Annotated in this window: 25 protein-coding genes and 1 tRNA gene; 9 read left to right on the top strand and 17 right to left on the bottom strand. The window is 71.5% G+C overall.

From position 1 onward, the window contains the following. Nucleotides 1–39 precede the first annotated feature (39 nt). The gene (gene rdgB / locus JIG36_RS25190; RefSeq protein ID WP_203378864.1) at nucleotides 40–654 is read left to right on the top strand and encodes an RdgB/HAM1 family non-canonical purine NTP pyrophosphatase; all 615 of its coding nucleotides are present in this window, start codon (nucleotides 40–42) and stop codon (nucleotides 652–654) included. A gap of 156 nt (nucleotides 655–810) precedes the next feature. On the opposite strand, the gene JIG36_RS25185 is transcribed toward rdgB, so the two are convergent. Together JIG36_RS25185 and JIG36_RS25180 are read right to left on the bottom strand one after the other, a co-directional pair. Beyond that, entirely contained in the window at nucleotides 811–1,356 is a 546-nt protein-coding gene (locus tag JIG36_RS25185; RefSeq protein ID WP_203378863.1) for a TetR/AcrR family transcriptional regulator, read from the bottom strand. A 31-nt stretch (nucleotides 1,357–1,387) separates the two neighbouring features. Then, on the bottom strand, nucleotides 1,388–2,245 hold the full coding sequence (locus JIG36_RS25180; RefSeq protein ID WP_203378862.1) for an SDR family oxidoreductase: 858 nt from the start codon (nucleotides 2,243–2,245) through the stop codon (nucleotides 1,388–1,390). Between the two features lie 144 nt (nucleotides 2,246–2,389). On the opposite strand from JIG36_RS25180, the gene JIG36_RS25175 reads away from it, so the two are divergent. Both JIG36_RS25175 and JIG36_RS25170 read left to right on the top strand, forming a co-directional pair. Continuing rightward, the gene (locus JIG36_RS25175; protein ID WP_203378861.1) at nucleotides 2,390–2,572 is read left to right on the top strand and encodes a hypothetical protein; all 183 of its coding nucleotides are present in this window, start codon (nucleotides 2,390–2,392) and stop codon (nucleotides 2,570–2,572) included. A 109-nt stretch (nucleotides 2,573–2,681) separates the two neighbouring features. Then, nucleotides 2,682–3,335 (top strand): pentapeptide repeat-containing protein, encoded by a 654-nt coding sequence (locus tag JIG36_RS25170; RefSeq protein WP_203378860.1) that lies wholly within the window; start codon nucleotides 2,682–2,684, stop codon nucleotides 3,333–3,335. Here JIG36_RS25170 and leuS read toward each other — a convergent pair. The 8 genes from leuS to JIG36_RS25130 form a co-directional block, all read right to left on the bottom strand. Beyond that, on the bottom strand, nucleotides 3,322–5,835 hold the full coding sequence (leuS, locus tag JIG36_RS25165; protein WP_203378859.1) for a leucine--tRNA ligase: 2,514 nt from the start codon (nucleotides 5,833–5,835) through the stop codon (nucleotides 3,322–3,324). The two genes, JIG36_RS25170 and leuS, sit on opposite strands and share 14 nt — an antisense overlap. A gap of 11 nt (nucleotides 5,836–5,846) precedes the next feature. Next, a complete protein-coding gene (locus tag JIG36_RS25160) occupies nucleotides 5,847–7,187 on the bottom strand; it encodes an NAD(P)/FAD-dependent oxidoreductase (RefSeq protein ID WP_307872907.1) in 1,341 nt (446 codons plus the stop codon). A 13-nt stretch (nucleotides 7,188–7,200) separates the two neighbouring features. Next, nucleotides 7,201–8,736 (bottom strand): histidine ammonia-lyase, encoded by a 1,536-nt coding sequence (hutH, locus tag JIG36_RS25155; RefSeq protein ID WP_203378858.1) that lies wholly within the window; start codon nucleotides 8,734–8,736, stop codon nucleotides 7,201–7,203. After that, nucleotides 8,733–9,890, bottom strand: coding sequence for an imidazolonepropionase (gene hutI / locus JIG36_RS25150; RefSeq protein WP_203378857.1), 1,158 nt, complete (start codon nucleotides 9,888–9,890; stop codon nucleotides 8,733–8,735). The genes hutH and hutI overlap by 4 nt, the downstream gene beginning before the upstream one ends. A 103-nt stretch (nucleotides 9,891–9,993) precedes the next feature. Further along, entirely contained in the window at nucleotides 9,994–11,364 is a 1,371-nt protein-coding gene (locus JIG36_RS25145; RefSeq protein ID WP_203378856.1) for a formimidoylglutamate deiminase, read from the bottom strand. Continuing rightward, entirely contained in the window at nucleotides 11,361–12,536 is a 1,176-nt protein-coding gene (locus JIG36_RS25140; RefSeq protein ID WP_203378855.1) for an allantoate amidohydrolase, read from the bottom strand. The genes JIG36_RS25145 and JIG36_RS25140 overlap by 4 nt, the downstream gene beginning before the upstream one ends. Further along, complete coding sequence (gene hutU, locus JIG36_RS25135) at nucleotides 12,536–14,173, bottom strand: urocanate hydratase (RefSeq protein ID WP_203378854.1); 1,638 nt, start codon at nucleotides 14,171–14,173, stop codon at nucleotides 12,536–12,538. Before hutU ends, JIG36_RS25140 begins: the two co-directional genes overlap by 1 nt. A gap of 12 nt (nucleotides 14,174–14,185) precedes the next feature. Then, the gene (locus JIG36_RS25130; RefSeq protein WP_203378853.1) at nucleotides 14,186–15,031 is read right to left on the bottom strand and encodes a MurR/RpiR family transcriptional regulator; all 846 of its coding nucleotides are present in this window, start codon (nucleotides 15,029–15,031) and stop codon (nucleotides 14,186–14,188) included. Nucleotides 15,032–15,185: 154 nt separating this feature from the next. On the opposite strand from JIG36_RS25130, the gene JIG36_RS25125 reads away from it, so the two are divergent. Beyond that, nucleotides 15,186–15,365 carry a hypothetical protein gene (locus JIG36_RS25125; protein ID WP_203378852.1) on the top strand — a complete coding sequence of 60 codons (180 nt, stop codon included), beginning with the start codon at nucleotides 15,186–15,188 and terminating at the stop codon, nucleotides 15,363–15,365. After that, on the top strand, nucleotides 15,365–15,814 hold the full coding sequence (locus tag JIG36_RS25120; RefSeq protein ID WP_203378851.1) for a hypothetical protein: 450 nt from the start codon (nucleotides 15,365–15,367) through the stop codon (nucleotides 15,812–15,814). Before JIG36_RS25125 ends, JIG36_RS25120 begins: the two co-directional genes overlap by 1 nt. Here the strand turns inward: JIG36_RS25120 and JIG36_RS25115 are convergent. Further along, nucleotides 15,770–16,411, bottom strand: a complete 642-nt coding sequence (locus JIG36_RS25115; RefSeq protein ID WP_203378850.1) for a TetR/AcrR family transcriptional regulator — start codon at nucleotides 16,409–16,411, stop codon at nucleotides 15,770–15,772. The genes JIG36_RS25120 and JIG36_RS25115 overlap by 45 nt on opposite strands. Before the next feature lie 65 nt (nucleotides 16,412–16,476). Between JIG36_RS25115 and JIG36_RS25110 the strand changes: the two genes are divergently transcribed. Beyond that, nucleotides 16,477–17,922 carry an MFS transporter gene (locus JIG36_RS25110; RefSeq protein WP_236048206.1) on the top strand — a complete coding sequence of 482 codons (1,446 nt, stop codon included), beginning with the start codon at nucleotides 16,477–16,479 and terminating at the stop codon, nucleotides 17,920–17,922. A 137-nt stretch (nucleotides 17,923–18,059) separates the two neighbouring features. Then, a complete protein-coding gene (locus JIG36_RS25105) occupies nucleotides 18,060–18,266 on the top strand; it encodes a hypothetical protein (protein ID WP_203378848.1) in 207 nt (68 codons plus the stop codon). 11 nt (nucleotides 18,267–18,277) lie between these two features. On the opposite strand, the gene JIG36_RS25100 is transcribed toward JIG36_RS25105, so the two are convergent. From JIG36_RS25100 to JIG36_RS25090, 3 genes are all read right to left on the bottom strand, one after another. Further along, a complete protein-coding gene (locus tag JIG36_RS25100; RefSeq protein ID WP_203378847.1) occupies nucleotides 18,278–18,973 on the bottom strand; it encodes a sulfotransferase domain-containing protein in 696 nt (231 codons plus the stop codon). Between the two features lie 7 nt (nucleotides 18,974–18,980). Next, nucleotides 18,981–20,153 carry a thioester domain-containing protein gene (locus JIG36_RS25095; protein WP_203378846.1) on the bottom strand — a complete coding sequence of 391 codons (1,173 nt, stop codon included), beginning with the start codon at nucleotides 20,151–20,153 and terminating at the stop codon, nucleotides 18,981–18,983. A 408-nt stretch (nucleotides 20,154–20,561) separates the two neighbouring features. After that, the gene (locus tag JIG36_RS25090) at nucleotides 20,562–22,823 is read right to left on the bottom strand and encodes an HAD-IC family P-type ATPase (protein WP_203378845.1); all 2,262 of its coding nucleotides are present in this window, start codon (nucleotides 22,821–22,823) and stop codon (nucleotides 20,562–20,564) included. A 134-nt stretch (nucleotides 22,824–22,957) separates the two neighbouring features. On the opposite strand from JIG36_RS25090, the gene JIG36_RS25085 reads away from it, so the two are divergent. Both JIG36_RS25085 and JIG36_RS25080 read left to right on the top strand, forming a co-directional pair. Beyond that, a complete protein-coding gene (locus JIG36_RS25085) occupies nucleotides 22,958–23,755 on the top strand; it encodes an MOSC domain-containing protein (protein WP_203378844.1) in 798 nt (265 codons plus the stop codon). Nucleotides 23,756–23,837: 82 nt separating this feature from the next. Then, on the top strand, nucleotides 23,838–24,788 hold the full coding sequence (locus JIG36_RS25080; RefSeq protein WP_203378843.1) for an expansin EXLX1 family cellulose-binding protein: 951 nt from the start codon (nucleotides 23,838–23,840) through the stop codon (nucleotides 24,786–24,788). Between the two features lie 67 nt (nucleotides 24,789–24,855). On the opposite strand, the gene JIG36_RS25075 is transcribed toward JIG36_RS25080, so the two are convergent. The 3 genes from JIG36_RS25075 to JIG36_RS25065 form a co-directional block, all read right to left on the bottom strand. Continuing rightward, nucleotides 24,856–24,942, bottom strand: a tRNA-Leu gene (locus tag JIG36_RS25075). A gap of 192 nt (nucleotides 24,943–25,134) precedes the next feature. Next, nucleotides 25,135–25,611, bottom strand: a complete 477-nt coding sequence (gene bcp / locus JIG36_RS25070; protein ID WP_203378842.1) for a thioredoxin-dependent thiol peroxidase — start codon at nucleotides 25,609–25,611, stop codon at nucleotides 25,135–25,137. A 44-nt stretch (nucleotides 25,612–25,655) separates the two neighbouring features. Next, nucleotides 25,656–26,585: a hypothetical protein gene (locus JIG36_RS25065; RefSeq protein ID WP_203379003.1), complete on the bottom strand. Its 930-nt coding sequence runs from the start codon at nucleotides 26,583–26,585 to the stop codon at nucleotides 25,656–25,658. Nucleotides 26,586–26,598: the final 13 nt, after the last annotated feature.

The raw sequence follows: 26,598 nt of genomic DNA, 5'->3' as shown, positions 1-26,598 counted from the left end.
CGCCGGTGTCGCGACCGCAGAACCGGGAGGGTGTTGCGCATGAGCGCGAAACTGCTGCTCGCCACGGCGAACCAGAAGAAGCTGGTCGAGCTTCAGCGCATTCTCGACTCGTCGCTCGGCGCCAACCGCATCCAGCTGGTCGGGCTGGCCGACTTCGAGGGTTATCCCGACGTGCCCGAGACCGGCCTCACGTTCGGCGAAAACGCGCTGATCAAGGCCCGTGAGGGCGCCAAGCGCACCGGGCTGCCCACGGTGGCCGACGACTCCGGCCTCGCGGTCGACGCGCTCAACGGCATGCCGGGCGTGCTCAGCGCCCGGTGGGCCGGCGGCCACGGCGACGACCAGGCCAATCTCGACCTCGTGCTGGCCCAGATCTCCGACGTGCCCGACGAGCACCGCGGTGGCGCCTTCGTGTGTGCGGCCGCGCTGGTGCTGCCCAACGGGCGCGAGCACCTGGTCGAGGGCCGGCAGGCGGGTCGCATCCTGCGGGCGCGCCGGGGCGAGGGCGGGTTCGGCTACGACCCGATCTTCCTGGGCGACGGTCAGGAACGCACCAACGCCGAGCTGTCACCGGCCGAGAAAGACGCGATCAGCCACCGGGGCAAGGCGTTCCGCGAGCTCTCGAAGGTCATCGCCCGCGAGGTCACCAACTAGTCGCGCCGCGCCCGCTCGCCCGCCGCGCCCGCTCGCCCGCCGCGCCCGCTCGCCACGCCCGCTCGCCCGCCGCGCTCGCCCGCCGCGCTCGCTCGCGAGTTGGCGAGGTGAGGGTCGCCGCGGCGGTGCATGTCGCGTCGCGGGCGTGTTGACGGGTCAGTCGCGGGGGCGGACGCCGTCGAGGGCCAGGGTCACCAGGCGGGCGGCCTCCGCGCCGGCGTCGGGGCTGCCCTCGGTGGCCAGCGAGACGGCGTTGACCAGGGTGAGCAGGTCGACGATGGTCACCTCGGGGCGGACCGCGCCCGCCGCCCGGGCCGGGCGCAGCAGGGCGTCGCCGGCCTCGAGCAGCATGGTTTCGCAGGTGCCGGCGGTCGGGTTCTGGGTGCCGCCCAACAGGGAGCGGGCCAGGCCCCGGGTGACCGCGCCGTAGGAGGCGAGCGAGCGCAGCCAGTCGGTCAGGGCCGGGCCGGCGTCGCCCCCTGCGGCCAGCTCGCGGGCCCGGTCGCAGAGCGCGACGACCCGGTCGTGGAAGACGGCCTCGAGCAGGGCCTGCCGGGACGGGAAGTGCCGGTGCAGCGTGGCCGAACCCACCCCGGCCCGGCGGGCGATCTCTTCCAGCGAGGCGTCGGCGCCGGCGCGGGCCACCTCGGCCTCGGCCGCGGCGAGGATCTGCTCGTAGTTACGTCTGGCGTCGGCACGCATCGGTCGCGCGGCTGCTCCCACGCGGGGGAGCCTAGCGGGTCATGAACGCCGCCACGCCCATGGCGGCGCCCACGCGTTCGGACGTCTCGGCCGACACCCGGTCGAGGGTCCGCAACGGCTCGAGCTGGCTGGCCGGGGCGACCAGCTTCCGCAGCTGGTGGCCGGTGCCCTCGACCAGCTCGACGACGGCCTCGGCGACCTCGCCGGCGTCGCCGCCGACCTCGGCCGAGCGGGCGACGATCGCGTTGGTGAAGCCGGCGAACGCCTCGCCGTAGACCGCCAGCCGGGCCGAGTCGGCCGGCATCGCGGCGTTGAGACCGATGTTGGTGGGGTACGACGCGGCGTCGACGATCACCGATTCGATTCCGTACGGGGCCAGCTCGTGCCGCCAGGCCGCGGTCAGGCTTTCCAGGGCCGCCTTGCTCGCCGCGTAGAGGCCGGTGAACGGCGTCGTCACCAGGCCGCCGACCGAGCCGATCTGGATCAGCCGGCCGCTGCCCTGTGCGCGCAGGTGGGGGAGGGCGGCCCGGTTGACGCGGAGGGCGCCGAGCACGTTCACGTCGAACTGCCGCTGCCCCTCCTCGGCGGTGAACGCCTCGAGCGGCCCGGGGAAGATCATCCCGGCGTTGTTCACGACGACGTCGATCCGGCCCGCGGCGTCGATGATCTCGCGCACCGCCCGGTCGGCCGAATCCTGATCGGTGACGTCGATCTCCACCACGTGAAGCGACCCGGCGACCTCGGCCAGTTCGGCCGCGGCCTTGGCGTTGCGACCGGTCACGTCACGCAGGCCGGCGAAGACGGTGTGCCCCCGCCGGGCCAGGGCCTCGACCGTCAGCCGCCCGAACCCACTGCTGGCGCCGGTCACCAGCACGACACGCTTGCTCATCTTGCCCTCCGAACTGAAGTGGGGCGGCACCCCGTTTGTCGGAGTCACCATAACTGGAGGGGTGCCCCACTTGTCAACGAGCGGGTCTTTGTTGAAAGTGGGAGTATTGGGGGCCGGAGACTCCGACAGCACCTGGGGGAAGTCATGCAGCTGAGGTTCGCCGCGCTCTTCGCGGCCACGGTGCTCGTCGCGTTGTCCGTCGTGTTCGCGGTCAAGCCGATCGGCGGCAGCGGGGGTGCCGTCGCCACCTCGGCCGAGGCCGCGACCTACGTCGTGATCGAGCCGCACGTCAGCGACTGCCCGTGGGAGACGTCCTCCGACGCATAAGTGGTCCGTCGCGTGCCGGAGTGAGAAGACGAAGCGACCGCCGTCGGTGTCAGCTACGGGTCGGGAGACCGGCGCCGGGGTGGCTCGGTGCGAGGAGGAGAATCCGCGCATGCCTGTGGTCCGAGAGCTCTCCTCCCTCCCGTACGCCGAATATCTGCAGCCCTGGAACGAGGAGCTGGAACGCGACGGCGACTACACGGAGGTCCACCTCGACGACGCCGAGCTCGACGCCGCCGAGGTCAGCGGCTCCCGCTTCTCCGAGAGCGCGATCACCTCGGTCACCTTCACGGGCGGAGACTTCGGCCGCGTACGGCTCGACGACGTCTGGATCTCACGGAGCCGCTGGATCGGCGGGGTCTGGGCCGAGGCCGACCTGATGAACGTCTCGATCCTCGACGGCGTGCTGGCCGGGGTGCAGGCGTACGGGTCGCAGTGGCGCCGGGTGGTGGTGCAGGACTGCAAGATTGACAGCTTGAACCTGCGGGGCGCCCGGCTGCAGGACGTGGAGTTCCGTGACTGCGATCTGTCCGAGGTGGATTTCGGCTCGGCCACGCTGGCCGGTGTGACGTTCCCGGGCTCGTCGATCCGGCGGGCGCGGTTCGGCCGGGCCACCGTCAAGAAGCTCGACTTCCGGGGCGCCCGTACGCTCGACATCGCCGAGGGGTGGGACAGCCTGCGCGGCGCGGTCATCGACAGCAATCAGCTGATGGAGTCCGCGGCCGCGTTCGCCCACACCCTCGGCATCGCCGTCAAGGACCGCTGACCACCAGGTTCACCACGTGGGGCGGCCGTACGACCAGCCGGGTCACCGTGCGCCCGGCGGCGACCGGAGAGGCCAGCGCCAGCGCGGTCAGGTCGTCGGTCGTGATGTCGGCCGGCACCTCGAGCCGGTCGCGCAGCTTGCCGTTCACCTGCAGCGCGCAGATCACCGTGGTCTCGGCCACCAACGCGGGATCGGCCCGGGGCCAACCGGCCCGCGCGACACCCGGCGGATGACCCAGGCGTGCCCACATCTCCTCGGCCGTGTACGGAGTGAACAGCGACAACACCACCGCCAGCACCTCGGCCGCCTCGCGCGCGGCGGGGTCGCCCGCGGGCAGCCCGCCGTCGATCGCCCGGCGGACCGCGTTGGCCAGCTCCATCGCGCGGGCCACGGCGACGTTGAGACGCTGCTCCTCCATGAGCTCGGTGATCGCCGCCAGCAGCCGATGGGTGGTCCGGCGCAACCCGGGATCGCCGGAAGTTATCCACAATTCCCGGCTGTCCACAGGGTGGGCGCTGGGCGGCTCCGAAGATCTGCTCAGCTCGGTAAAATGGCTGGTGGCGGGGGACCCCCGGTGGAGGGTGGGCCCTGGTGTTGATCTCTGTGCATGATCAGCGGCGGCGGGCGAGGCGGCGCCGATCTCGGAGGCCAGGCGCAGCACCCGGCCCAGAAAGCGGACCGACCCCGCCGGCGACACGTCGGCCCAGTCGATGTCCTCCTCCGGCGGCCCGGCGAACACCATGGTCAGGCGAACCGCGTCCACCCCGTACGTGTCGATCTGCTCGCCCAGGTCGACCATGTTGCCCTTGGACTTGCTCATCGCCGCGCCGTTCAGCACGACCTGGCCCTGCGTCATCAGTCGCCGGAACGGCTCCGCGAAGTCGACCAGCCCCAGGTCGCGCAGCACCTTCGTGAAGAACCGCACGTAGAGCAGGTGCATGACCGCATGTTCGGCCCCACCCACGTACTGGTCGACCGGCATCCACCTGCCCACGGCGTCCGGATCAAAAGGCCCTTTCCCGTACGCCGGTGAGCAGTACCGCAGGAAGTACCAGGACGAATCGACGAACGTGTCCATCGTGTCCGTGTCCCGTTCGGCCGGTCCGCCACACCGGGGGCAGTCGACCTCGACCCAGTCCCGGACGGTGGCCAGCGGCGACACGTCTTGCGGGGCCAGGGCCTCGCCACGCAGATCGGGCAGCACCACCGGCAGCTGGTCGTCCGGCACGGGCACGATCCCGCAGTTCGCGCAGTGCACGACCGGGATCGGGCAGCCCCAGAACCGCTGTCGTGACACCAGCCAGTCCCGCAGCCGGTACGTGACGCCGGCCCGCCCGACCCCACGGGCCTCGGCCTCGGCGATCAGTCGGGCGGTGGCCGCCTCCCGATCCATCCCGGCCAGGAAGTCCGGTGACGCGTCGGTGTCCCGGGTGCCGGCCACCGGCCGTACGGGCAGATCGAAGGTTTGCGCGAACGCCAGGTCACGCTCGTCGTGCGCGGGAACGGCCATGATCGCGCCGGTGCCGTGGCCGGGCAGCACATAGTCGGCGGCCCAGATCGGCAGCGGCTCGCCGGTGAACGGGTGCCGGCCGTGGGCGCCCAGGAAGACACCCGTCGGGGCGCGTCCGGCGGCCGTGCGGGTGATGTCGGACTCCCCGCGTACGCGGGAAACGTAGGCGTCGAAGGCGGGACGCTGCCCGGCCGAGCACAGCGACCCGGCCAGCGCAGAATCGGGCGCCACCACCAGGAACGTCGCCCCGAAAACGGTGTCGGGCCTGGTCGTGAACACCTCGAACGGGCCGAAGTCGAGGTAGGCGCCGGCCGACCGGCCGATCCAGTTGCGCTGCATCGTCAGCACCGGCGCCGGCCAGTGACCCTCCAGCTCGGCCATGTCGTCCAGCAGCTGTTCCGCGTACGCCGTGATGGTCAGGAACCACTGGGTCAGCTCGCGCTTCGTCACCGCCGAGCCGCATCGCTCACACCGGCCCGCGACAACCTGTTCGTTGGCCAGCACCGTGCGGTCGACCGGACACCAGTTGACCGCCGCCCGCTTCCGGACCGCCAGGCCCCGCTCGAGGAAGCGCAGGAACAGCCACTGGGTCCAGCGGTAGTAGGACGGGTCGCTGGTGTGCAGCCGGGTGCGCCAGTCGATCGAGGTCGCATAGCGGCGGAACGACTCGGCCTGCGTCCCGATGTTCGCGTAGGTCCATTCGGCCGGATGCGCGCCCCGCCGGATCGCCGCGTTCTCGGCCGGCAGCCCGAACGCGTCCCACCCGACCGGGTGCAGCACGTCGTAGCCCTGCTGGATCCAGAACCGGGCGACGGCGTCACCCAGCGCGTACGCCTCGGCGTGCCCCATGTGCAGGTCACCCGAGGGGTAGGCGAACATGTCGACCAGCGAGCGACGTGGCTTGCCCGACCCGTCGGCGGTGAAGAGGCCGAGCGACTCCCAGACCGGTTGCCACCGCCGCTGCATCGCCTCGAAGTCGTAGTCGCTCATACCGCCGGAAGCTAACGCACCGGACCGGATCCGCGCCTGCGTTTTCCCGCCATGCGCAGCACGCGCACCACGAACGCGGGCCGCATGAGTGTGGACGGTGGATCGACCAGATGCTGCACCCGCGCGAACGTGGCGTTGACACCCGAGTCGATCTGCGAGGCCCAGGCGATCCGACGTGAATACCACCGGCGCACCGCGAACCCGCGCGGCCGCGGCCCGGTCGTCTGCGGGAACGAGAAGTCGCCGCCGACCGCGAACGACCACGGCACGTCCAGGATCCGGGCCACGGCCGCGTAATAGGGCCGTGCCGCCTGCCGCCCGTGTTCGTCGAGCGCCCGGCCGAGCGCGATCGCCGACATGGCCGCGCAGGTCATGCCCTGGCCATAGACCGGGTTGAAGCTGCAGACGGCGTCGCCGAGCGCCACGTATCCGGCCGGCGGTTCGGGCAGCTGCTCGAACAGCCGGCGCCGGCTGGACGGGAACCGCGTGGTGACCAGGTCGCTGACCGGTTCCGCGCGGTCGAGCAGTTCGCTCAGGATCGGGTCGGGCAGCCCGTGCGCATGCCCCTCGAACGACTCGGCGTCGGCCGGCGGCTCGGTCACGTGCCAGCCGCCGATCCCGGCCAGCCAGCGGTCGCCCTCGACGGGCAGGGCCAGGCCGCTCAGGTGCTCGCCGGGCGGCGTGGGCAGGATGAAGATCGCCGACCAGCCGGTCAGGTCGCCGGGGCGGCGGCGGTAGTAGCGGGACGTGTACGACACGCCGACCTTGACCTCGAGCAGGCCCGGCGTGGGCAGCCCGAGCGCGGCCAGCCACCGGTCGGAACGCGCGCCCCGGCCGGAGCAGTCGACTACCAGGTCGGCCCGGATCTCCTCGCCGTCGTCGAGCACCACCCCGGTCACCGTGGTCGCCTTCCTCGCCGCGGTCGCCGAGCCGAGCAGCTTGGAGACGGCCACACGGTCGCGGATCGTCACGGTGGGCCGGGCGTCCACCCGCGACCGGACGATCGCTTCGATGCACGGACGGGTGGCCGAGACCAGCGACACCCCGGTCGGCGCGGACGGCCATCGGCGGCCCATCCGATAGCTGCACAGGCCGAGGCCGGTGTCGAACCTGGTGCCGCCCGCGGCGATCAGCTCGTCCTCGAAGCCGGGGAACAGCTCGTTGAACGTCCGCATGCCGCCGGCCAGCAGGATGTGCGGCTGGTGGCCCTGCGGAACGCCACGCCGGGGCACGGGTTCGCTCGGCAGAACGTCACGATCGAGCACGACCACCTGCGCGAACCGCTCACTCAGCACGCGGGCGGCGGCCAGACCGGCTATTCCGGCCCCGATCACCACCGCGCGCCGTTCCACAGTGGCTAGTTAACTACAGCAGGGCTCCCGTGGCGGATTCGATCTCGGCGCGCAGGGCCCGACCGGCGACCACCTCGCGCGCCGCCTCGAGGGCCGGGGCCAGGAACAGGTCGGGGCCGGGACGACCGGCGGCGGGTTCCAGGGCCTCGATCGCGGCCCGGCCGGCCGGGGAAGGCGTCAGGGGCGCGCGCAGCTGCAGACCCCGTACGGCGGAGATCAGCTCCACCGCGAGCAGGCTGGTCAGGTTGTCCAGCACCGTCCGCAGCTTCTTGGTCGCGGCCCAGCCCATCGAGACGTGGTCCTCCTGCATGCCGCTCGTGGGCAGCGAGTCGACACTGGCCGGGGCCGCGAGGCGGCGGTTCTCGGCCACGATGCCGGCCGCCGTGTACTGGGCGATCATCAGGCCCGAGTTGACGCCGGCGTCGGGGGAGAGGAACGGTGGCAGGTCGCGGTTGCGGGTCACGTCGAGCAGCCGGTCGACGCGGCGTTCGGCGATCGCGCCCACCTCGGCGGCGGCGATGGCCAGGAAGTCGGCGGCGAAACCGAGCGGGGCGCCGTGGAAGTTGCCGGTCGACTCGACCCGGCCGTCCGGCAGCACCACCGGGTTGTCCACGACGGACACCAGTTCCCGGGCGGCGGTCGTACGGACAAAATCCAGCGTGTCGCGGGCGGCGCCGGCCACCTGCGGGGCGCAGCGCATCGAGTACGCGTCCTGCACGGCGTGGGCCAGGTCGTCGCGGTGCGAGTCCATGACCGCCGAATCCTGCAGCAGCTTGCGGATGTTGGCGGCCGACGCCGACTGGCCCGGGTGCGGCCGGATCTCGTGCAGCTCGGGCAGGAACGGCCGCTCCGAGCCGAGCATCGCCTCGATGGCCAGGGCCGCGGTCACGTCGGCCATCGCGAACAGGTGGGCGGCGTCGTCGATCGCCAGCAGCAACATGCCGAGCATGCCGTCGGTGCCGTTGATCAGCGCCAGGCCCTCCTTGGCGGCCAGTTCGAGGGGTTCCAGCCCGGCCGTGTGCAGGGCCTCGGCGGCGGCGATCCGGGCGCCGTCCTTGCCGAGCACCCAGCCCTCGCCCAGCAGCACGATCGCGCAGTGGGCGAGCGGGGCGAGGTCGCCCGACGCGCCCAGCGAACCGTGCTCGGGCACCCACGGCGTGATGTCGTGGTTGAGCAGGTCGGCCAGGCCCTGCGCGAGCACCGGGCGCACGCCCGACCGTCCGAGTGCGAGCGAACGCAGCCGGAGGAGCATCATCGCGCGCACGACTTCGCGCGGCATGGGCGCACCGATGCCGGCCGCATGCGAGCGAATGAGCGCGTGTTGCAGCTCCGCTCGGCGCTCGGGGGCGATCGAGGTGTTGGCGAGGGCGCCGAAACCGGTCGAGACGCCGTACACGGGCTTGCCGGAGGCTTCGATGTTGTCGACGATCGCGCGGCTGGTGGCCATGGCGGTGACGGTCTCGGGGGCGATCTCGACGCGGGCGTTGCCGCGGGCGACCGCGATCACATCGGCGGGGGTGACGCCGGTGGGCTGGACGGTGACGATCATTGAGGCACTCCGTTGTGCAGAACATTCTGGATCAGGGGTACGCCGGGCCGGTAGGCCAGGTGCAGGTGAGAGGGCGCGTCGAGCACGATCAGGTCGGCCCGGGCGCCCGGTCGCAACACGCCGATGTCGTCCCGCCGCAACGCCCGCGCGCCGCCGGCCGTCGCCGCGTGCACGGCCTCGGCCGGGGTCATCCGCATGTCGCGGACGGCCAGCGCGAGGCAGAACGGCATCGACGACGTGTACGACGAGCCGGGGTTGCAGTCGGTGGCCAGCGCGACCGTGACACCGGCGTCGATCATCCGGCGCGCGTCCGGCCAGGGCGAGCGGGTCGAGAACTCGGCGCCCGGCAGCAGCGTGGCCACGGTGTCCGACCCGGACAGGGCGGAGATGTCGGCGTCGCTCAGATGTGTGCAGTGGTCGGCGCTGGCCGCACCGAGTTCCACCGCCAGCCGTACGCCCGGGCCCTCGGTCAGCTGGTTGGCGTGCACCCGCAGCTGGAGGCCCTTCTTGGCGCCGGCCTCGAGGATCGCGCGCGTCTGATCCCCGTCGAACGCCCCGCGTTCACAGAAGACATCGACCCATTTCGCGTACGGGGCACAGGCGTCCAGCATCTCGGTCCGGACCAGTTCGACGTACGCGTCGGGGTCGCTTCCGGCCGGAACCACGTGCGCGCCCAGGAACGTCGTCTCGGTCGTCAGCTCGCCGGCCAGGCGCAGCGAGCGGGCCTCGTCGGCCACGTTCAGCCCGTACCCGCTCTTGATCTCGATCGTGGTCGTGCCCTGCCGCCGCGCCTCGTCCACCAGCCGTTTCGCGTTGCGCCGCAGCTCGTCGTCGCTCGCGGCCCGGGTTGCGGCCACCGTCGTGCGGATGCCGCCGCCGGTGTACGGCTCCCCGGCCATGCGGGCACCGAACTCGGCCGCGCGGTCGCCCGCGAACACCAGATGAGCGTGGCTGTCCACAAAGCCCGGCAGCACCGCGCGGTGCTGCGCGTCGATGCGCGTGTCGGCCGGCGGTTTCTGCGCGTTCGGGCCGATCCACGCGATCCGGTCACCTTCGAGCACCATCGCAACGTCGCGGCGGATGCCGAGCAGCCCGTCGCCCTCGTGCTCGTCGTTGGTGACGAGTTCGCCGATGTTGTCGATCAGAACGCTCATGCCGCACCCGTCCCACTGTTCGTTTGTGGCGTCGCGGCGGTCCGAACGCTCATGCCGTACCCCGTCCCACTGTTCGTTTGTGGCGTCGCGTCGGTCCGAACGCTCATGCCGCACCCGTTCCGCTGTTCGTTTCTGGCGTCGCGTCGGTTAGCGCGGCGATCGTTTCGGACAATGCGCCAGGCACGTCGATGCTCGTATGACGGCCGTTCTCCACGATCAGGCGGCCGTCCGCGATCACGTGGGTGATGTCGGCCGCGGTCGCCGCGAGCACGGCCTGCGCGGGGTCGGCTCCGGCCGTACGGACGCTGTCGAGCGACACGCACACGAGGTCGGCCCGCTTGCCCACGGCGATCTCGCCGGCGTCGAACCAGCCGATCGACTCGTGGTTGGCGGCCGCCGCGATCAGGTCGCCCGGGGCGAACCGGCCGCGCTGCTCGGTGGCGAGACGGTCGTTCATCTCGAGCCCGCGCAGCTCCTCGAACTGGTCGATCACGGCGTGGCTGTCGCTGCCCAGACTGAGCCGTGAACCGGCGTCGGCCAGGCGGCGGGCCGGGCCGATGCCGTCGGCCAGATCCCGCTCGGTGGTCGGGCAGAAGCACACGTGGTGGTCGCCGAGGATGTCGATGTCACGGTCGGTGAGGTGGGTCGCGTGAACGGCCACGGTCATCGGCTGCCACACGCCGTGCGCTTCGAGCAGTTCAGCCGGCGTGCACCCGTGCACCGCCTGACATTGCTCGTTCTCGGCCCGCTGCTCGGCGAGGTGCACATGAACGGGCAGTCCGTCCGTGCGATGAGCGAACGTCGACATGTACGCGGCCGGGACCGCGCGCACCGAGTGCAGCGCCGCGCCGATCTTCGAGTGCGGCGCGGCCTTGAGCAGGTCGGTGCGAGTGGACCAGCCGTCGAGGTCGCCGTCGCCGAAGCGCCGCTGCACGCCCTCGAGCGGTTTCCCGTCCACGCCGGCCGTCAGATAGAGCGTGTCGAGCAGCGTGATCCGGATCCCGGCGTCGGCCGCGGCGGCGACGAGCGCGTGGCCCATCGCGTTCGGGTCGTCGTAGGGGGTGCCGTCGGGGCCGTGGTGCAGGTAGTGGAACTCGCCCACCGCCGTGATCCCGGCCAGCGCCATCTCGCCGTAGACGGCCCGGGCCAGGGCGTAGTAGCGGTCCGGGTCGAGGTTGCCCGCGACCTGGTACATCAGGTCGCGCCAGGTCCAGAAGCTGCCGCCGCCCGCGTGGGTGCGGCCGCGCAGGGCCCGGTGGAACGCGTGCGAGTGGGCGTTGGCGAAGCCCGGCAGGACAAGGCCGTCGAGCTTCACAACCGGCTCGTCGGCCCCACTTCCGGTGGCGGACTCGCCTTTGCCGCCGCCCCCGTCGGGGATGGAGACGGCGGTGATCACGCCGTCCGCCACCTCGATGTGGACATTTCGGGCCAGCGTCCCGCCCGTCCAGGCGTACGGGGCGAAATAAACCGTCATGTGAGGTCGCCCAGCACCCTCGCGAGCGCGCCGATGCCTTCCACGCAGTCGGCCTCGTCGGCGTGCTCGGCCGGCGAGTGCGACACACCCGTCGGGTTGCGGACGAACAGCATGGCGGTCGGTACGTGCGCGGACAGCACACCCGCGTCGTGCCCGGCCCCCGTCGGCAGGATCGGCGCGTCGCCCAGCAGCGACGAGATGCGGGCCGCGAGCGAGGTCTCGAACGTCACCTCGGCGCTGAACGACTCCGACGTCACCGAGATCTCCGTCCCGTCGCGTCCGGCCCGCTCGTGGGCCCGCTTCAGGATCGCCTCGACCATCGTGTCGAGCGTGCCGGTCTCGGCCGCACGGGCGTCGAGCCACCCCCGTACGAGGGAAGGAATGGCATTGGTGGCGTTCGGCTCGACCTCGACCCGGGCCATGGTCGCGTGCGCGCCGTTGAGGCGGGCCTCCTTGTTGGCCGCGAGCACGGTGTAGGCGAAGGTCAGCATCGGGTCGCGCCGGTCGGCCATCCGGGTCGTGCCCGCGTGGTCGCCGTGGCCGGTGAAGTCGAACCGCCAGCGTCCGTGCGGCCAGATCGCGCTGGCCACGCCGACCGGCACCTCGAGCGCGCGTCCCTGCTCGATGTGCAGCTCCACGAGCGCGCCGATCCGGCTGGTCAGCCCGGGCAGCCGGCCCGCCGGGGTGTCGCCCAGAGCCTCACCGAACGTGATGCCCTCACGGTCGGTCAGCGCGGCCGCCTGCGAGGGCTCGATCGCCCCGGACAGAAGGCGGGAGCCCAGGCACGGTACGCCGAACCGGCCGCCCTCCTCCTCGACGAAGGCGACCACGGCGATCGGCTTGCTGGGCACGTGCCCGCGGCGGCGCAACTCGTCGACGGCCAGGAACCCGCTGACGATGCCGAGCGGCCCGTCGAACCCGCCGCCGTGCGGCACCGAGTCGAAGTGCGAGCCGGTGAGCACCGCGTCGTGGCCCCACTGGTCGCCCCACCAGGCGAACAGGTTGCCGTTGCCGTCGTCGGTGACCGGCATGTCGCGGCGCGCGGCCTGGTTGCGGAACCAGTCGCGCAGCACCAGCTCGGGTTCCTCCAGCGCGTACCGCAGGTAACCGCCGTTGGCCGCCCGCCCGATCGGCGCGATCCCGTTCCAGAGCTCGGAGAAGGTGGCCGCCACTACGCGTCCCGCCGCATCGGGATGTGCACGCCGGCCGCTGCCGCCGAGTCGTAGCCCGCGTCGACGTGCCGGATCACGCCCGTACCGGGGTCGTTGGTCAGCACCCGCTCGATCTTCTGCCCGGCCAGCGCGGTGCCGTCGGCCACGCAGACCTGACCGGCGTGGATCGAGCGCCCGATGCCCACGCCACCACCGTGGTGGATCGACACCCAGCTCGCGCCGCTGGCCGTGTTGAGCAGCGCGTTCAGCAGCGGCCAGTCGGCGATCGCGTCCGAGCCGTCGAGCATCGATTCGGTTTCCCGGTACGGGGATGCGACCGAACCCGAGTCGAGGTGGTCGCGGCCGATCACGACCGGCGCCTTGAGCTCGCCCTTCGCCACCATGTCGTTGAACCGCACGCCGGCCTTGTCCCGCTCGCCGTAGCCGAGCCAGCAGATGCGCGCGGGCAGGCCCTGGAACGCCACCCGCTCCTCGGCCATCTTGATCCAGCGGGCCAGCGACTCGTTCTCGGGGAAGAGATCGAGCACGGCCTTGTCGGTGGCGGCGATGTCGGCCGGGTCGCCGCTCAGAGCCGCCCAGCGGAACGGTCCCTTGCCCTCGGCGAAGAGCGGCCGGATGTACGCCGGCACGAAGCCCGGGAACTCGAACGCGCGCTCGAAGCCGGCCAGTTTGGCCTCGCCGCGGATCGAGTTGCCGTAGTCGAACACCTCGGCGCCCGCGTCCATGAACCCGACCATGGCCGCGACCTGCTTGGCCATGCTGGCCCGGGACCGGTCGGTGAACTCCTCGGGCTTCTTGGCGGCGTAGTCCTTCGCGTCCGCGAGATCAACACCGACCGGCAGGTACGAGAGCGGGTCGTGGGCGCTGGTCTGGTCGGTGACGATGTCGACCTCGACGCCGCGGGTCAGGATCTCGCCGAACACCAGGGCCGCGTTGCCGACGACGCCGATGGAGACGGCGCGCTTCTCCCGTTTCGCGGCCTCCGCGCGGGCCAGCGCGTCGTCCAGATCGTCGGCGATCTCGTCGAGGTAGCGGGTGTCGACCCGGCGCCGCAGACGGGTCTCGTCGACATCGACGATCAGGCAGACGCCGCCGTTCATGGTGACCGCGAGGGGCTGGGCGCCACCCATGCCGCCGCAGCCGCCGGTGAGGGTCAGCGTGCCGGCGAGGGTGCCGTTGAACCGCTTCTCGGCAACCGCGGCGAACGTCTCGTACGTGCCCTGGAGGATGCCCTGGGTGCCGATGTAGATCCAGGAACCGGCGGTCATCTGGCCGTACATGGTCAGACCGAGGTTCTCCAAGCGGCGGAACTCGGGCCAGGTCGCCCAGTCGCCGACGAGGTTGGAGTTGGCGATCAGCACCCGCGGCGCCCACTCGTGGGTCTGGAACACGCCGACCGGGCGGCCCGACTGCACCAGCAGCGTCTCGTCACCCTTGAGCTCGTCCAGCTCGCGCACGATCGCGTGGTAGGACGGCCAGTCCCGCGCGGCCCGGCCCGTGCCGCCATAGACCACCAGGTCTTCGGGGCGCTCGGCCACGTCGGGGTCGAGATTGTTCATCAGCATCCGCTTGGCGGCTTCCTGCGGCCAGCCCTTCGCGGTGTACGCCGCCCCACGAGGCGCCCGGATCTCCGACATGGTTGCCCTTCCCTACGCTTGAAAAATGTTCCGGCGCGCGGCCGTGGCCTCGAACGCCTCGAGTTTCTGCTGCACCGGCTCGGGGTCGGCGTCGCACATCGCCTGCAGCAGCACCATGGCCATCGCCATCGGCCCGGTGTGCAGGTCGAACACCAGCCGCGTGCCGACCGCGGCCGGCAGCACGACGTCACAGTGCTCGGCGGCCGGGCTCACCGCCGAATCGGTGATCGCGACGACCGCGTACCCCATCGCCCTGGCCTCCCGCAGCGCGTCGAGCGACTCCCGCGGATAACGCGGCAGCACCAGCGCCAGCATCGCACCGGCGCCGGCCGTACGGGCCTGATCGAGCCGGTCGAGCAGTGAGGTGCCACCCGAGTCGAGCACCCGGACGTCCGGGTGCACCTTGCCGGCGAAGTACCCGAAATACCCCGCCAGGGGCCCCGCCGACCGCAGCCCGAGCACCGGGAGAGGCCGGCTCGAAATCAGAAGATCAGCCGCCCGCCGTACGTCGTCCAGCCGTTCCAGCTGATCCCGGAGGCGCCCCAGATGCTCCGCCTCGGCCGCGACCGCCGCCTGCATGGCGTTCTGCTCGGCACCGGGACCGGCGTCCCCGCCACCGAGCTCACGCAGCACCCGCCGCAGAGCCGGATACCCCTCATACCCGAGAGCGATGGCGAACCGGGTCACGGAGGGCTGGCTGACACCCGCAAGATCGGCCACCTCGGCCGCCGACAGGTAGGCGGCCTTGCCGGCGTGCTCGACGAGGCAGTGGGCGATCCGCCGCTGGGTCGGCGTGAGCCGCACCCCGGCGAACAGATCGAGCACCCGCTCGCCGACCTTGACCCCTCCTTCATTCACACAAGCACTCTATGCATAAAAACTTTCAGAGCGCTAGGCCCAGCCGGGCGCCTTGTCGGATCAGGGACCGAGCCGCGCCGCCGCGGCGGGCGCGAGTCGATGCTGGTGTTCGTTGCCGTGCCGGCTTTGCCGGCCGTGAACCCGGGAGGTCGCAGTGTCCGCTGATGCCTCGAACGAGCCGCCCGCGCTGAGGAACGACGACATTCCCGTGCGCGCCGGAGAGCACCGGTCCTCCGACGATGCGGATGCGGATGCGGTCCCGCTCCCGCCCGATTTCCCGGACGACGGCATTCCGGTCCGCGCCGGTGAGCGCCCTTCCGCCGAGGAGGAGTGATGCCTTTCCTGAAAGTCGAGGGCGTGCGCACGGTCAATCAGTCCGGGCAGAACGCCACTCTGTTCGACCCGTTCAGCGACGCCCTCGCGCTCGTCCTGGACCTTTCCGCCTCGGCCGATCTGCTCGCCCTGCCGCAGGCCTCGTTCAGTGCGACGTTCCAGATCTTCGACCCGCACGGAAACCGGGTGGCGGTCAGCACGGCGTACGGCAGCGCTTTCAACTGGGGTCCGCGTTTCTGGATCAGCAAGGGCAACAACTGGGGTCCCCCGACGGCCTACCAGACGGCCGAGAAGTGGGGCCTGTCCTGGTCGGCGAACAGCATCTTCGGCCTGCGCGGACTGGTCAAAGCTCAGTACATTCCCTCGCCGGGCAGTGGCTGGGCCGCGGTCGACGCCTTCGACGTGTCACCGATGCGGTGGTTCCGGGTCAAGGAGAAGTTCCGGCTCTGAGTGCCGGCCGGCCGCGGCGGCCGCGTCGAGGGTGTGTGTCAGGCGGGCCCTCAGCTCCGGCAGCGAGAGGGTGCCGGCGGCCAGGGCGTGGGCGGCGTCGCGCAGGCAGACCCGGAAGGCGGCCGCCATCAGGGCCGCCGTCATGCGGGGGGCGGGGGCGCCGGCCTCGGTCAGCAAGTCGGTCACCAGGCTCTCGGTCTCTTCGGCGATCTCGCGGGCTCGGGCCCGCAGGGCGGGGGAGTCGGCTGCCACCTGCCAGAACGCCAGCAGCTGGTCGGGGTAGCCGGGGAGTGGGTGGTCCGGGTCGGCGATCTTCAGGGCCAGGTCGCGCAGGGCGGTCTGGGGGGTCTGGGACTCGGGGCGGTTGCGGACGGCGGCGGTGATCAGGTCGCGGATCAGGGGGACCCGGTCGTAGAACATGTCTTCCTTGCGCGGGAAGTAGTTGAAGACCGTCATGCGGGAGACGCCCGCCCGTTCGGCGATCTCGGTGACGCTCACCGCGTCGAAGCCGCGCTCGATGATCAGCGTGGTGGCGGCGTGGGAGATCTGGAGGCGTACCTGCTGTTTTTTGCGTTCGCGGAGTCCGGGCTCGGGCATGGTGCTCATCATATACCGAGTAAAAGCATTGACTCGGTATAAGTTTTGGGCGCATGCTCGATGGCATGACTTCTCCGCTCACCTCGCTGCGGGGCGCCTGGCTGGCACTGGCCGGGCTCTCGGCGGTCTTCCTCTTCGAGATGCTCGACAACTCGATCCTCAACGTCGCGCTGCCCACCATCGGCCACGACCTGCACGCCTCGACCGTCGCCCTGCAGTGGGTGACCGGCGCGTACGGGGTGGTCTTCGGTGGGCTGATGCTCGGCTTCGGCGCGGTCGCCGACCGGTTCGGCCGGCGCCGGGTCATGCTCGCCGGGCTCGTGCTGCTCGGGCTCGCGAGCCTGGCCACGGTCTTCGTCACCACCGCGGGGCAGCTCATCGCCGTACGGGCCGTGATGGGGGTCGCCGCCGCCATGACCACCCCGGGCTCGATCGCGCTGGCCTTCCGGCTCTTCACCGACGACCGCCTGCGGGTCCGCGCCATGACCCTGATCTCCACCGTCGGCCTGGTCGGGCTCGCGGTCGGCCCCACCGCGGGCGGCTTTGTGCTCGCCGTCGCGCCGTGGCAATTCCTGCTGCTGGTGAACGTGCCGATCGCTGCGCTCGCGTTCGCCGGCATCCGGGCCGGTATCGCCGCCGACGACCCGGCCGACCTGCACCACGACCCGATCGACGTCGCCGGGGTGGTGCTGGGCACGGCCACGGTCGTGCTCGCGCTCGTCGCGCCGACCCTGTTCGTGAACGAGGGCGCCGGTTCCTGGGCGCCGTGGGCCGCGACCGCCGCGGCCGTGCTGGGCGCAGTGCTGTTCGTCGCGCGGCAGCGCTCGGCCGCGCATCCGCTGCTCGACCTGAGCCTCGTCGCCCGTCCGCTGGTCTCGGCCGGGCTGGCCTTCAAGGCCGCGACCGGGCTGGCCGTCGCCGGTCTCGGCTACATGGTCACCCTGCAGCTCCAGCTGGCCTGGGGCTGGTCGCCCGCGCTGGCCGCCGTGGGCATGCTGCCGCAGGTGGTCGTGCTGGTCTTCGCCGGGCCGTTCGTCAACCGGTTCGTCGACCGGGTCGGCCTCGACCGAGCAGCCTGGCTCAGCTCGGCGACGGTCGTGGGCGGGCTCGCCGTCTACGGGCTGTTCGGCCGCTTCGGCTACGCGTGGGTCGCGCTCGCGCTGGTGCTCGTGGCGGCCGCGATCCGGGTCGTCGGCGCCGTCGCCGGGGTCAACGTGCTGCGCGGCCTGCCCCAGAACCGGACCTCGATCGGGGCCGCCCTGGTCGACACCGCGAGCGAGGTCTCTTCCGGCGCCGGCCTGGCCGTCACCGGAACGATCCTGGCCGCGATCTTCACCGGCAGCCTGGCCGGCTCGGACTGGACCGCACGGCAGGCCGCTGAGTTCGGTTCCGCCGTGACAACGGCCGGCCTGGTTCTGACCGCCGTGGCCGCAGCGCTGGTCGGCTGGGGCATTCTCCGCACCCGCAGCGCCACCCCGTCCCCGGCCGAGCCCGTCGCGGTCGGTTCCTGACGGTGGCTTCGCGACGCCGCCCCGGCCCCGGCCGAGCCCGTCGCGGTCGCTTCCTGACGGCGGACCCGCAACGTCAACCCGGTCGACACCATCCACGAGTTCTCCTCCGGCGTTGGCGCTGCGACCCATCGACCGGCTTGGGCTGTGATGCGACTGGTCTCACCGCCGTCGCCGCAGCGATCGTCGGCTGGGGCATCTTCCGTATCCGCGACGCCGCCACCCGGGCCTTGTACGACGGCTGGGCATGCCCGCTGCCGACCGAGCGGTGGCGCACCTTCGCCCACGAGAGCAGCACCGCCGACCGCGTCCGTAACGCCGCCCGGCCGCTGTCTTTCTCCGCCTGACGCGCGGAAAGTCACCCTCCGGGCTGGCGCGGGCGCTGCTGCAGGCTTCTGAGCAGGACCATCGCCTCGGTGTTTTCGGGGCGGGACCAGAACAGCTCGTGCAGGTCGTCCGGCATCTCGTCGCGGTGGGTGCCGGTGTGGCCGCGGCGGAAGAAGGCGGGATCGGCGGCGTGCAGTTCGGCGAAGGACGGGACCGTCGCCCCGGGCACCCGTTGCAACGGCAGGCCGAGCGACTCGACGGCGGCCTCCGGGTCGCGGACGAGGTCGTCGTAGAGCAGCACCACCCGCTGCGGCGCGGGCGGTCGCAGCCAGCTCAGCACGTTGACGCCCCAGCTTCGGGAACCCCGCTCACCGTTGATCAGCGAACGTAACGCCGTACGGGAAACGCGGTCTGGACTTTCGCTTTCCTGGCGGGCCCATGAGACGAGCGCGTCGCGGCCGTCGCGGACGAGGCAGATCGCCCGGTCTTCCTCGTGGACGTCGGCGTCGCGGGGACGGTGCGTCTTGACCAGGTGCAGTTCGTCGGAGGCGCGCAGGTCGTCGAGCGAGCCGGGCCGGTCGAGGCCACCCACGAAGTCGCGGCCCAGCCGGTCGGCGACGCCGTCGAAGTCGTAGATGACGGACGCCCGCACCCCGTAGAGGCGGTACAGGACGATCCGCAGAAACGTGTTGCCCGATCGCGGGTAGGACGCCACCCAGACCAGCATGGCCGGGTCAGGACGAGAAGCTGAGACGCCGGCGCCGGACCAGGAAGAGGAGCACCGCACCCGCGACCAGCAGGGCGGCACCGCCGGTCAGCGCGGCGCCGGTCGGAGCGCCGGTCACCGGGAGACCGCCACCCTCGCCGCCTTCGCCACCTTCGCCGCCCGCGGCGGTCGTCGCGGGCGCGGCCGGTGAGGACGAGGTGGGCGGCGTGGTCGGGCCCGCGGCGGGGGCAGTCGGGGACGGGGTCGGGGCCGGCCCGCTCCAGACGCCGTATTGCTTCTCGAACGTCGCGGAGACCGGTTCCCCGTACGCCACCGCGGGCGTGAGCGGCTGAGCCGACCCACCCTCGGCGACGAAGACCTGGCCCGGCGTCACGGCGTGCGGGGCGGTGGCGGTGACCTTGGCCGGCACACCCCGCTCGGTCGACGCCATCAGGAAACCGCCGCCGTTGCGCACCTGGGTGACCAGCCAGGTGCCACCTTCGAACCGGCCGTCGGTGATCGCGTAGCCGTCCTCGACCTCGATCTTGATCAGGCCGCCGGGACCGTTCACCGCCAGGTCGGGGCCGTCGGCATAGCCGGGCTCGATGATCGTGACGGTGCGCTGCGGCTGGAACAAGGCGATGTCGACGCGGGTCAGATAGTCGTACACCTTCTTGATTACGGCGTATTGGTTCTCGGCGCCCAGACCGGCACCGGCGCGCCACGCGTTCAGGGTGACGTTGTTGGTCTGGTGCCAGACGGCGGCCTGCGTGCCCAGCCGCAGCAGCTGGTCGACGGTGGCCTTGGAGACGCCCGGCGGAACGCGGACACCGGCGGCGGCGATCAGGTCGGCCCGGTTGCCGGACGGGAAACCGTGTTCGAGGATCCACTGCACATTGGAGATGTTGCCGACGCCGCTCTCGGCCCACGTGGCGTCCGAGTAGTCGATCTCGCCGGTGAACGCCGGTCGGAAGGACAGCGAGAAGGCGGGCACGACCTGGCCGCCGTCGACGGTCATCTCGAGCCCGCGGACCGTCGTCGCCTTGCCGCCGAGCATCAGCGTGCGCGAGGTGCCGTCGGGTCGTGCGGTCGCGGTCAGTTCGTCGTCTTCGGCGGCGGTCGCCGGCAGTGCCGAGCCGAGCAGCAAACCGGCCCCGGCGACAACCATCGGGATGATGCGGCCCCACAGTCGATTTCTCATGTTCCTCTTTCCCCGTGTTTCCCCCGTGAGCATTGCCGTGCGGCGGAAGTATTGCCGATGCGGCCGCGTCGCACAGCCCCCGAAAGTAGGGGCTCGGGAAGTTCTCAGACTGCGGCCTGCGACCTCGTGGCCATGCGTCGATCAGGGCCTGGCCGAGGTCAGCGGGGGTTGGGTCGCGGCGGTCCGGGGCGAGGTGCCGGGCCGGTCGGCGGGGGCGTGACGCTCGACTGAAACAGGCTCGTCGGATCCGGTGTTTTGGATCACGCCACTGGGCGGGCAGTAGGCGACGGCCTGACCGGGCTGGCGGGCCGGCCGCGCATGAAGCAGATCCGCGAGCTCGATGTCGTCGAACGCGGTGTACCCGGGGCCATGCGCCTGGCCCCCGTTCGGGGTCCGTCGTGGCGGCGGCTACTGGTCGGTCGGGTTCAAATGGAGCCGGCGCAGCAGTTGGGCGTTCAGGGCGACCACGATCGTTGAGGCGCTCATCAGGATGGCGCCTACGGCGGGGCTCAGGGTGAAACCGGCCCACGCCAGCACGCCGGCGGCCAGCGGGATGGCGATGACGTTGTAACCGGCGGCCCAGGCCAGGTTCTGGATCATTTTGCGGTACGAGGCGTTCGACAGCTTGATCACGCTGGTCACGGCTCGAGGGTCGGAGGAGGCCAGGACCACCCCCGCGGATTCGATCGCTACGTCGGTGCCGGCTCCGATGGCCAGGCCCACGTCGGCTCGGGCCAGGGCGGGGGCGTCGTTCACGCCGTCGCCGACCATGGCTACGGTCAAGCCCCGGGACTGCAGGTCGGCTACCGCCTTGTCCTTGTCGGCCGGCAGCACCTCGGCGAAGACCTCGTCCAGGCCCAGGTCGGCGGCTACGGCCTCGGCCACCGGGCGGGCGTCGCCGGTGATCATCACGATCTTCTTGATGCCGTGGCGGCGGAGCTGTTCGATGGCCTGCCGGGCCTCGGGGCGCACCTCGTCCTCCAGCGCGAACGAGCCGAGAATCGACGCCGACGAGCCGACTGACGCCAACGAATCGGCCGACGCGGACGAACTGGCCGACGCCAGCGAACCGGCCGACGCGGGCGAGCCGACTGACGCCATTGAGCCAGCCGACGAGTCGACCGAAGCGGACGAGCCGGTCGACGTCGACGAATCGGTCGACGCCGAGGAACCGGCCGACGCGGGCGAGCCGACGGGCGCGGGCGAGGGCAGCTGTATGAGGTGCAGGACGGCGGCCCCACGGCGGGACTCGTCGGCCAGGGCGTCGGGAGCGGCGATGCCCAGCTCGCGGAGCAGAGCGGGACCCCCGACCGCGTGCGTCGTCCCGTCGACCACGGCCTGCACCCCGCGCCCGGTCAGGGATCGGAAGTCGGTGGCCGTGGCCTGCGCGGGGGACGCCGCGACGATCGCTCGGGCCAACGGGTGTTCACTGTCGCTCTCGACGGCGGCCGCGATTCGCAGCACCGACGCCTCGGTCTGGCCGGGAGCGGCGGCGACGGCCGTCACGGTGTGCGCGCCCTTGGTCAGGGTGCCGGTCTTGTCGAAGAGAACCGCGTTCACCGTACGCATCCTCTCCAGCGCCAGCCTGTCCTTGACGAGGATGCCGGCGCGGGCCGACAGGGCCGTGGACAACGCGATGACCAGCGGAATGGCGAGGCCGAGGGCGTGCGGGCAGGCGATCACCAGGACGGTCACCGTGCGTACGACGGACTGGTCGAGATCGCCGAGAACCCACCACGTCACGAAGGTGATCAGGCCGGCGAGCGTCGCCACGTAGAACAGCCACGCCGCGAAACGGTCGGCCAAGGCCTGGGCGCGGCCGCTCGACGCCTGCGCCTGTGCGACCAGGCGGCCGATCCCGGCCAGGGCGGTGTCCTCACCCACGGCGTCGACCTCGACCCGTACGGCGGAATCGGTGGCCACCGTGCCCGCCACGACGCGGTCTCCCTGCGTACGGGAAACCGGTCTGGACTCTCCGGTGATCATCGACTCGTCCATCTCGGCCGAACCGTCGACGATGCGGCCGTCGGCGGGGACGCGGGCGCCGGAGCGTACGAGAACGCGGTCGCCGACCCGCAGATGCGCGACCGGCACCTCCTCGGTCGAGCCGTCGTCGCGGATCAGCGTGGCCTCGTCGGGCAGCAGGGTGGCCAGCGCGGCCAAGGCGCCCTGGGCCTGACCGATCGCCTTCATCTCCTGCCAGTGGCCCAGCAGCATGATCGTGACCAGCGCGGCCAGCTCCCACCAGAAGTCGAGCTCGAACAGGCCGGCCGTGGTGGCGATAGAGGCCCCGTACGCCACCGTGATCGCCATCGCGATGAGCAGCATCATGCCGGGGGCCCGTCCGCGGATCTCGGCGACCGCGCCGGTGAGGAACGGCCACCCGCCGTAGAAGAAGACGCCCGTGCCCAGCACCGGGCCGATCCACCTGATGCCGGGGAAGTCCAGCGAGTAGCCGAACCACTCCATGACCATCTCGCTGGTCAGCACGATCGGGACGGTGAGGGCGAGGCTCAGCCAGAACTTGCGCCGGAAGATCGCCGGATCGTGCCCCGCATGCCCGCCGTGCCCCGCATGCCCGCCGTGGCTGTCATGGCCCGCCCGGCCGCCGTGACCCGAGTGTGCGTGGTCGCCGTGAACCAGCGATGCCTGTCGCTGCGCCTCCGTCATAGGGTGAACATATACCCCCTGGGGGTATCCGCCAAGGCCTGAGAAGATGCCGTCCGCATGGCGTGGACCACACATGTGCGCGCAGCGCGACTCAGTGACGGACGAGAAGCCGGCCCGGCGTGCGAGGCTGGGGCATGCGGATCACGGCCCTGTACACGTACCCGGTCAAGGGTTGTCATCGCATCGAGCACGAGAGCACGCCGGTCGAACCGTGGGGCCTGGCCGGCGACCGCCGATGGCTGATGGTCGACGCCGAGGGGATCGGCATCACCCAGCGCGACACCCCCGAGCTCACCCAGCTGACCGTCACCCCGCGCCCCGGCGGCCTGGAACTCAGCGCCCCCGGCATGCCCACGATCTCGGTGGACGAACCGGTCGACGGCCCCGCGGAACACGTGCGCGTCTTCCGCAGCAAAGGCCCGGTTCCCGGGCGGGTGGCCGAGAAGGAGTGGAGCAGCCGTTTCCTGGGCCGCGACGCCCGGCTGGTGTGGCAGGCCGACCCGACCGGCCGCACGATCGAGTCGCACGCGCGGCCGGACGACCGGGTGAGCTTCGCCGACGGCTTCCCGGTGCTGCTGGCGAACGAAGGCTCGCTCTCGGCGCTCAACGACTGGCTGGTCGAGGCGGGGGAGGAGCCGGTGCCGATGACCCGGTTCCGGCCCAACCTCGTGGTCGCCGGCGCTCCCGCCTGGGCCGAGGACGACTGGCTGGGGCAGCGGTTGCGGATCGGCGACGTGACGTTCCGGGCGGCCAAGTCGTGCGCCCGCTGCCTGGTGACCACCATCGATCAGGAGACCGGTGAGAAGGGGCGCCAGCCGCTCCGGATCCTGGGCCGGCACCGGCGCTTCGACGACGGGCTGCTGTTCGCCATCAACCTGATTCCGGACATGTCCGGCGTAGTGCGCCTCGGTGACCCGGTCGTGGTCAGGTGAACGGGTGAAGCCGGTCGCTGGAAGCTTAGGAGTGTCTTAGGAAAGTTGCCGCCGCGCTCGTGCGGCGGCAGGGTTCCTCTGCGTGACCGGATCTCGCCTGTTCTCGCCCCGCTGGCTCGCTGCCGGAGGCGCCGTCGTTCTCGCCGCCGTTCTCGGAGTCACGCTCGTGCTCCAGAACAGCGGCGCCGCCTGCGCCGCCCCGCCGTCCACCACGGCCAAGAAGGGCAAGGCGACGTACTTCTTCCTCGAGGGCACGCTCGGCAACTGCTCGTTCCCCAGCCCGCCCGCCGACGACCTGTACGTGGCCCTGGGGCAGCACAACCAATACTCGAACGGCGCCGCCTGCGGCACGTACATCGACGTCGCCGGCCCCAAGGGCAAGACCCGTGTCAAGGTCATCGACTCGTGCCCGGAGTGCCCGGCCGGTCACCTCGACCTGAGCCTCACGGCGTTCAAGAAGATCGGCGCCCAGTCGGCCGGCATCATCCCGATCACGTACAGGACCGTTCCCGGGGCGGCGGTTCCGGGGCCCATTTCCGTACGGGTGAAGGAAGGCTCGTCGCAGTACTGGCTGAGTGTGCTGATCGACAACCACAGCAACCAGCTGTCCTCGGTCAAGGTCGCCGGTAAGGGCGGCAGCTTCAAGAACGCGTCGCGCGAGGACTTCAACTACTGGACGCTCCCGAGCGGCGCCGGCAACGGCCCGTTCAAGGTCAAGATCACCGATGTGTACGGGAATTCGGTGACCGTCTCGAACATCAAGCTGTCGATCGGCAAGACCCAGAAGACGACGGCCAAGCTCGGGGGCAGTGTGGTGCGGCAGCAGCCCGAGTCGGCCGCCACGCCCGAGAAGAAGAAGCCGGCCACGAAGAAGGCCACACCCAAGCCGTCGAAGACGAGCGCGAAGCCGCAGCCGGTGGCCACCACCACCGCGGCCGCTGTCCCGCTGCTGGAGTCGGCCACCGTGGCCCCCACGACCCAGCCCGCCCAGTTGGACGCGAACCTGGCGGCCGACACCCCACGCTGTTCCTGAGTAGTTCCCCACCCGGCCCGGCCGGATGCGTTCCCCCGACGCGTCCGGTCGGGCTGAGCTTTGCCGTTGGTGCGGAAGGGGGGACTTGAACCCCCACGCCCTTTCGGGCACGGGCACCTAAAACCCGCGCGGCTGCCGATTACGCCACTCCCGCCCGGCCTGCCCCGCAGGGCAGCACGTTGAAGGCAGTCTAGACGCAAGCCCGCGAAAACGACCTGCTGGGACGGCGCACAGCACGGCGGCCGCCTCGCGGATCGAGCCGCGTGACAGCCGCCGTGGGTCCGAGAGCCCCCTTTGCCGGGTCTTGCCAGAAGGATCGGCCCGCCGAAGGTAAGACTTTAGGGATTCAGTCGATGCCGAGGTCGCGGCGCAGCTTGGCGACATGACCGGCGGCCTTGACGTTGTAGAGCGCGTGCTCGATCAGGCCGTTCTCGTCGATGACGAAGGTCGATCGGATGACGCCCATGTACGTCTTGCCGTAGTTCTTCTTCTCGCCGAACGCCCCGTACGCGTTGAGCACGCTCTTGTCCTCGTCGCTGACCAGCGGGAAGGTGATCGCGTCGTGCTCGCGGAACTTGGCCAGCTTGGCCGGGGTGTCGGGGGAGATGCCGACGACCTCGTAGCCGGCGGCCTGCAGCGAGGCCAGCGAGTCGCGGAAGTCACATGCCTGAGTGGTGCAGCCGGGGGTCATGGCGGACGGGTACGCGTACAGCACGACCTTGCGTCCGCGCAGGTCCTTGAGGGTGAGCCGGTCGCCGTTGTCGGTCGGCAGGCTGAAGTCGGGCGCCGGGTCGCCGGCGGAGAGTCGGACGGTCTCAGTCATGCCGATGACGATAGACCGCCCGGATGAAACAGCGCCGAAAGGTGTTACAAAGCGGTCGACCGCATCCGCAGCACCCCGGTCAGCGCCAGCCCGGCCCCGAGGCCCAGGGCCAGCGTCACGGCCAGCCGTGCGACCGAGCCCGGCCCGACCGTCGGGGGCACGGCGGCAAAGAAGATCCGGGTCTCGTTGAAGCCGGCGAACAGCGCGACCACGGCCCCGGACAGCGCCAGGAAGAACGGCGGATGCCGGTAGACCGCGGCCAGCCCCAGCAACCCGGCCAGGACCAGCACGGGCGGCGGGGTCTCACCGTCCAGGGTGCGCAGCAGCGCGTACGTGAGAGGCGCCAGCCCCGCGACGAGCGCGACGGCCCGCACCGAACCCGGCCACCGATAGGCCAGCGCCGCGGCGGCCAGACCCGCGAGCGCCGCGCCGGCCCACCACATCCACGCGAGCGGCGGCGGTTCCCAGTCGAGGGTGCCGCGGATCTCGTACGCCGTGGTCTGCACCCGCAGCGGCAGGGTCCAGTCGCGCAGGTGGTGGCTGCGGGACGGGTCGGCGACGGCCTGCGGGGGCTTGCCGGTGCTCATCCACTGGGTCCGCTGGTCGTGCCAGCGCACCGAGCGCGAGTCCGAGATCTTGCGCCAGGAGGGCGGCGCGGTGGCGTCGGCGTTCGCGGGCAGCGGGCTGTCGAAGGCGAGCGTCTCGTTCAGGTAGGTGGATGGCGAGTTGACGTTCTGCCAGGTGCCGTCGGGTCGCATTTCCAGGTACGGCTCCCCGGCGTACCCGAGGATCTCGACCGGCTGTTCGCTGTGGCTGGTGAGCTCGACCCGCGCCCCGGCCTCGACCATGCGCGCCTCCACGCCGTCGAGGGTGGCCGAGGTCACGGTTGTCCGATAGGCGGTGGCGCCCGGGATGTCACCGCCGTGCGCGAACGCAGGGGTGGCCGGGACCAGCACGGCCCCGGCCACCGCCACGATCAACGCGAGA

Origin of the sequence: Paractinoplanes ovalisporus, assembly GCF_016834655.1 — a bacterium.
Taxonomy (GTDB): domain Bacteria; phylum Actinomycetota; class Actinomycetes; order Mycobacteriales; family Micromonosporaceae; genus Actinoplanes; species Actinoplanes ovalisporus.
This window is presented reverse-complemented; position numbering and strand designations above follow the sequence as displayed.

What these genes read in the sequence shown, in the direction of transcription:
- JIG36_RS25115 (WP_203378850.1), bottom strand. Translation starts at nt 16,411, where the DNA reads ATGCCCGAGCCCGGACTCCGCGAACGCAAAAAACAGCAGGTACGCCTC.
- JIG36_RS25170 (WP_203378860.1), top strand. Translation starts at nt 2,682, where the DNA reads ATGCCTGTGGTCCGAGAGCTCTCCTCCCTCCCGTACGCCGAATATCTG.
- JIG36_RS25110 (WP_236048206.1), top strand. Translation starts at nt 16,477, where the DNA reads ATGACTTCTCCGCTCACCTCGCTGCGGGGCGCCTGGCTGGCACTGGCC.
- bcp (WP_203378842.1), bottom strand. Translation starts at nt 25,611, where the DNA reads ATGACTGAGACCGTCCGACTCTCCGCCGGCGACCCGGCGCCCGACTTC.
- JIG36_RS25120 (WP_203378851.1), top strand. Translation starts at nt 15,365, where the DNA reads ATGCCTTTCCTGAAAGTCGAGGGCGTGCGCACGGTCAATCAGTCCGGG.
- JIG36_RS25085 (WP_203378844.1), top strand. Translation starts at nt 22,958, where the DNA reads ATGCGGATCACGGCCCTGTACACGTACCCGGTCAAGGGTTGTCATCGC.
- JIG36_RS25185 (WP_203378863.1), bottom strand. Translation starts at nt 1,356, where the DNA reads ATGCGTGCCGACGCCAGACGTAACTACGAGCAGATCCTCGCCGCGGCC.
- hutU (WP_203378854.1), bottom strand. Translation starts at nt 14,173, where the DNA reads ATGTCGGAGATCCGGGCGCCTCGTGGGGCGGCGTACACCGCGAAGGGC.
- leuS (WP_203378859.1), bottom strand. Translation starts at nt 5,835, where the DNA reads ATGAGCGACTACGACTTCGAGGCGATGCAGCGGCGGTGGCAACCGGTC.
- hutH (WP_203378858.1), bottom strand. Translation starts at nt 8,736, where the DNA reads ATGATCGTCACCGTCCAGCCCACCGGCGTCACCCCCGCCGATGTGATC.
- JIG36_RS25175 (WP_203378861.1), top strand. Translation starts at nt 2,390, where the DNA reads ATGCAGCTGAGGTTCGCCGCGCTCTTCGCGGCCACGGTGCTCGTCGCG.
- JIG36_RS25090 (WP_203378845.1), bottom strand. Translation starts at nt 22,823, where the DNA reads ATGACGGAGGCGCAGCGACAGGCATCGCTGGTTCACGGCGACCACGCA.
- hutI (WP_203378857.1), bottom strand. Translation starts at nt 9,890, where the DNA reads ATGAGCGTTCTGATCGACAACATCGGCGAACTCGTCACCAACGACGAG.
- rdgB (WP_203378864.1), top strand. Translation starts at nt 40, where the DNA reads ATGAGCGCGAAACTGCTGCTCGCCACGGCGAACCAGAAGAAGCTGGTC.
- JIG36_RS25180 (WP_203378862.1), bottom strand. Translation starts at nt 2,245, where the DNA reads ATGAGCAAGCGTGTCGTGCTGGTGACCGGCGCCAGCAGTGGGTTCGGG.
- JIG36_RS25100 (WP_203378847.1), bottom strand. Translation starts at nt 18,973, where the DNA reads ATGCTGGTCTGGGTGGCGTCCTACCCGCGATCGGGCAACACGTTTCTG.
- JIG36_RS25095 (WP_203378846.1), bottom strand. Translation starts at nt 20,153, where the DNA reads ATGAGAAATCGACTGTGGGGCCGCATCATCCCGATGGTTGTCGCCGGG.
- JIG36_RS25145 (WP_203378856.1), bottom strand. Translation starts at nt 11,364, where the DNA reads ATGACGGTTTATTTCGCCCCGTACGCCTGGACGGGCGGGACGCTGGCC.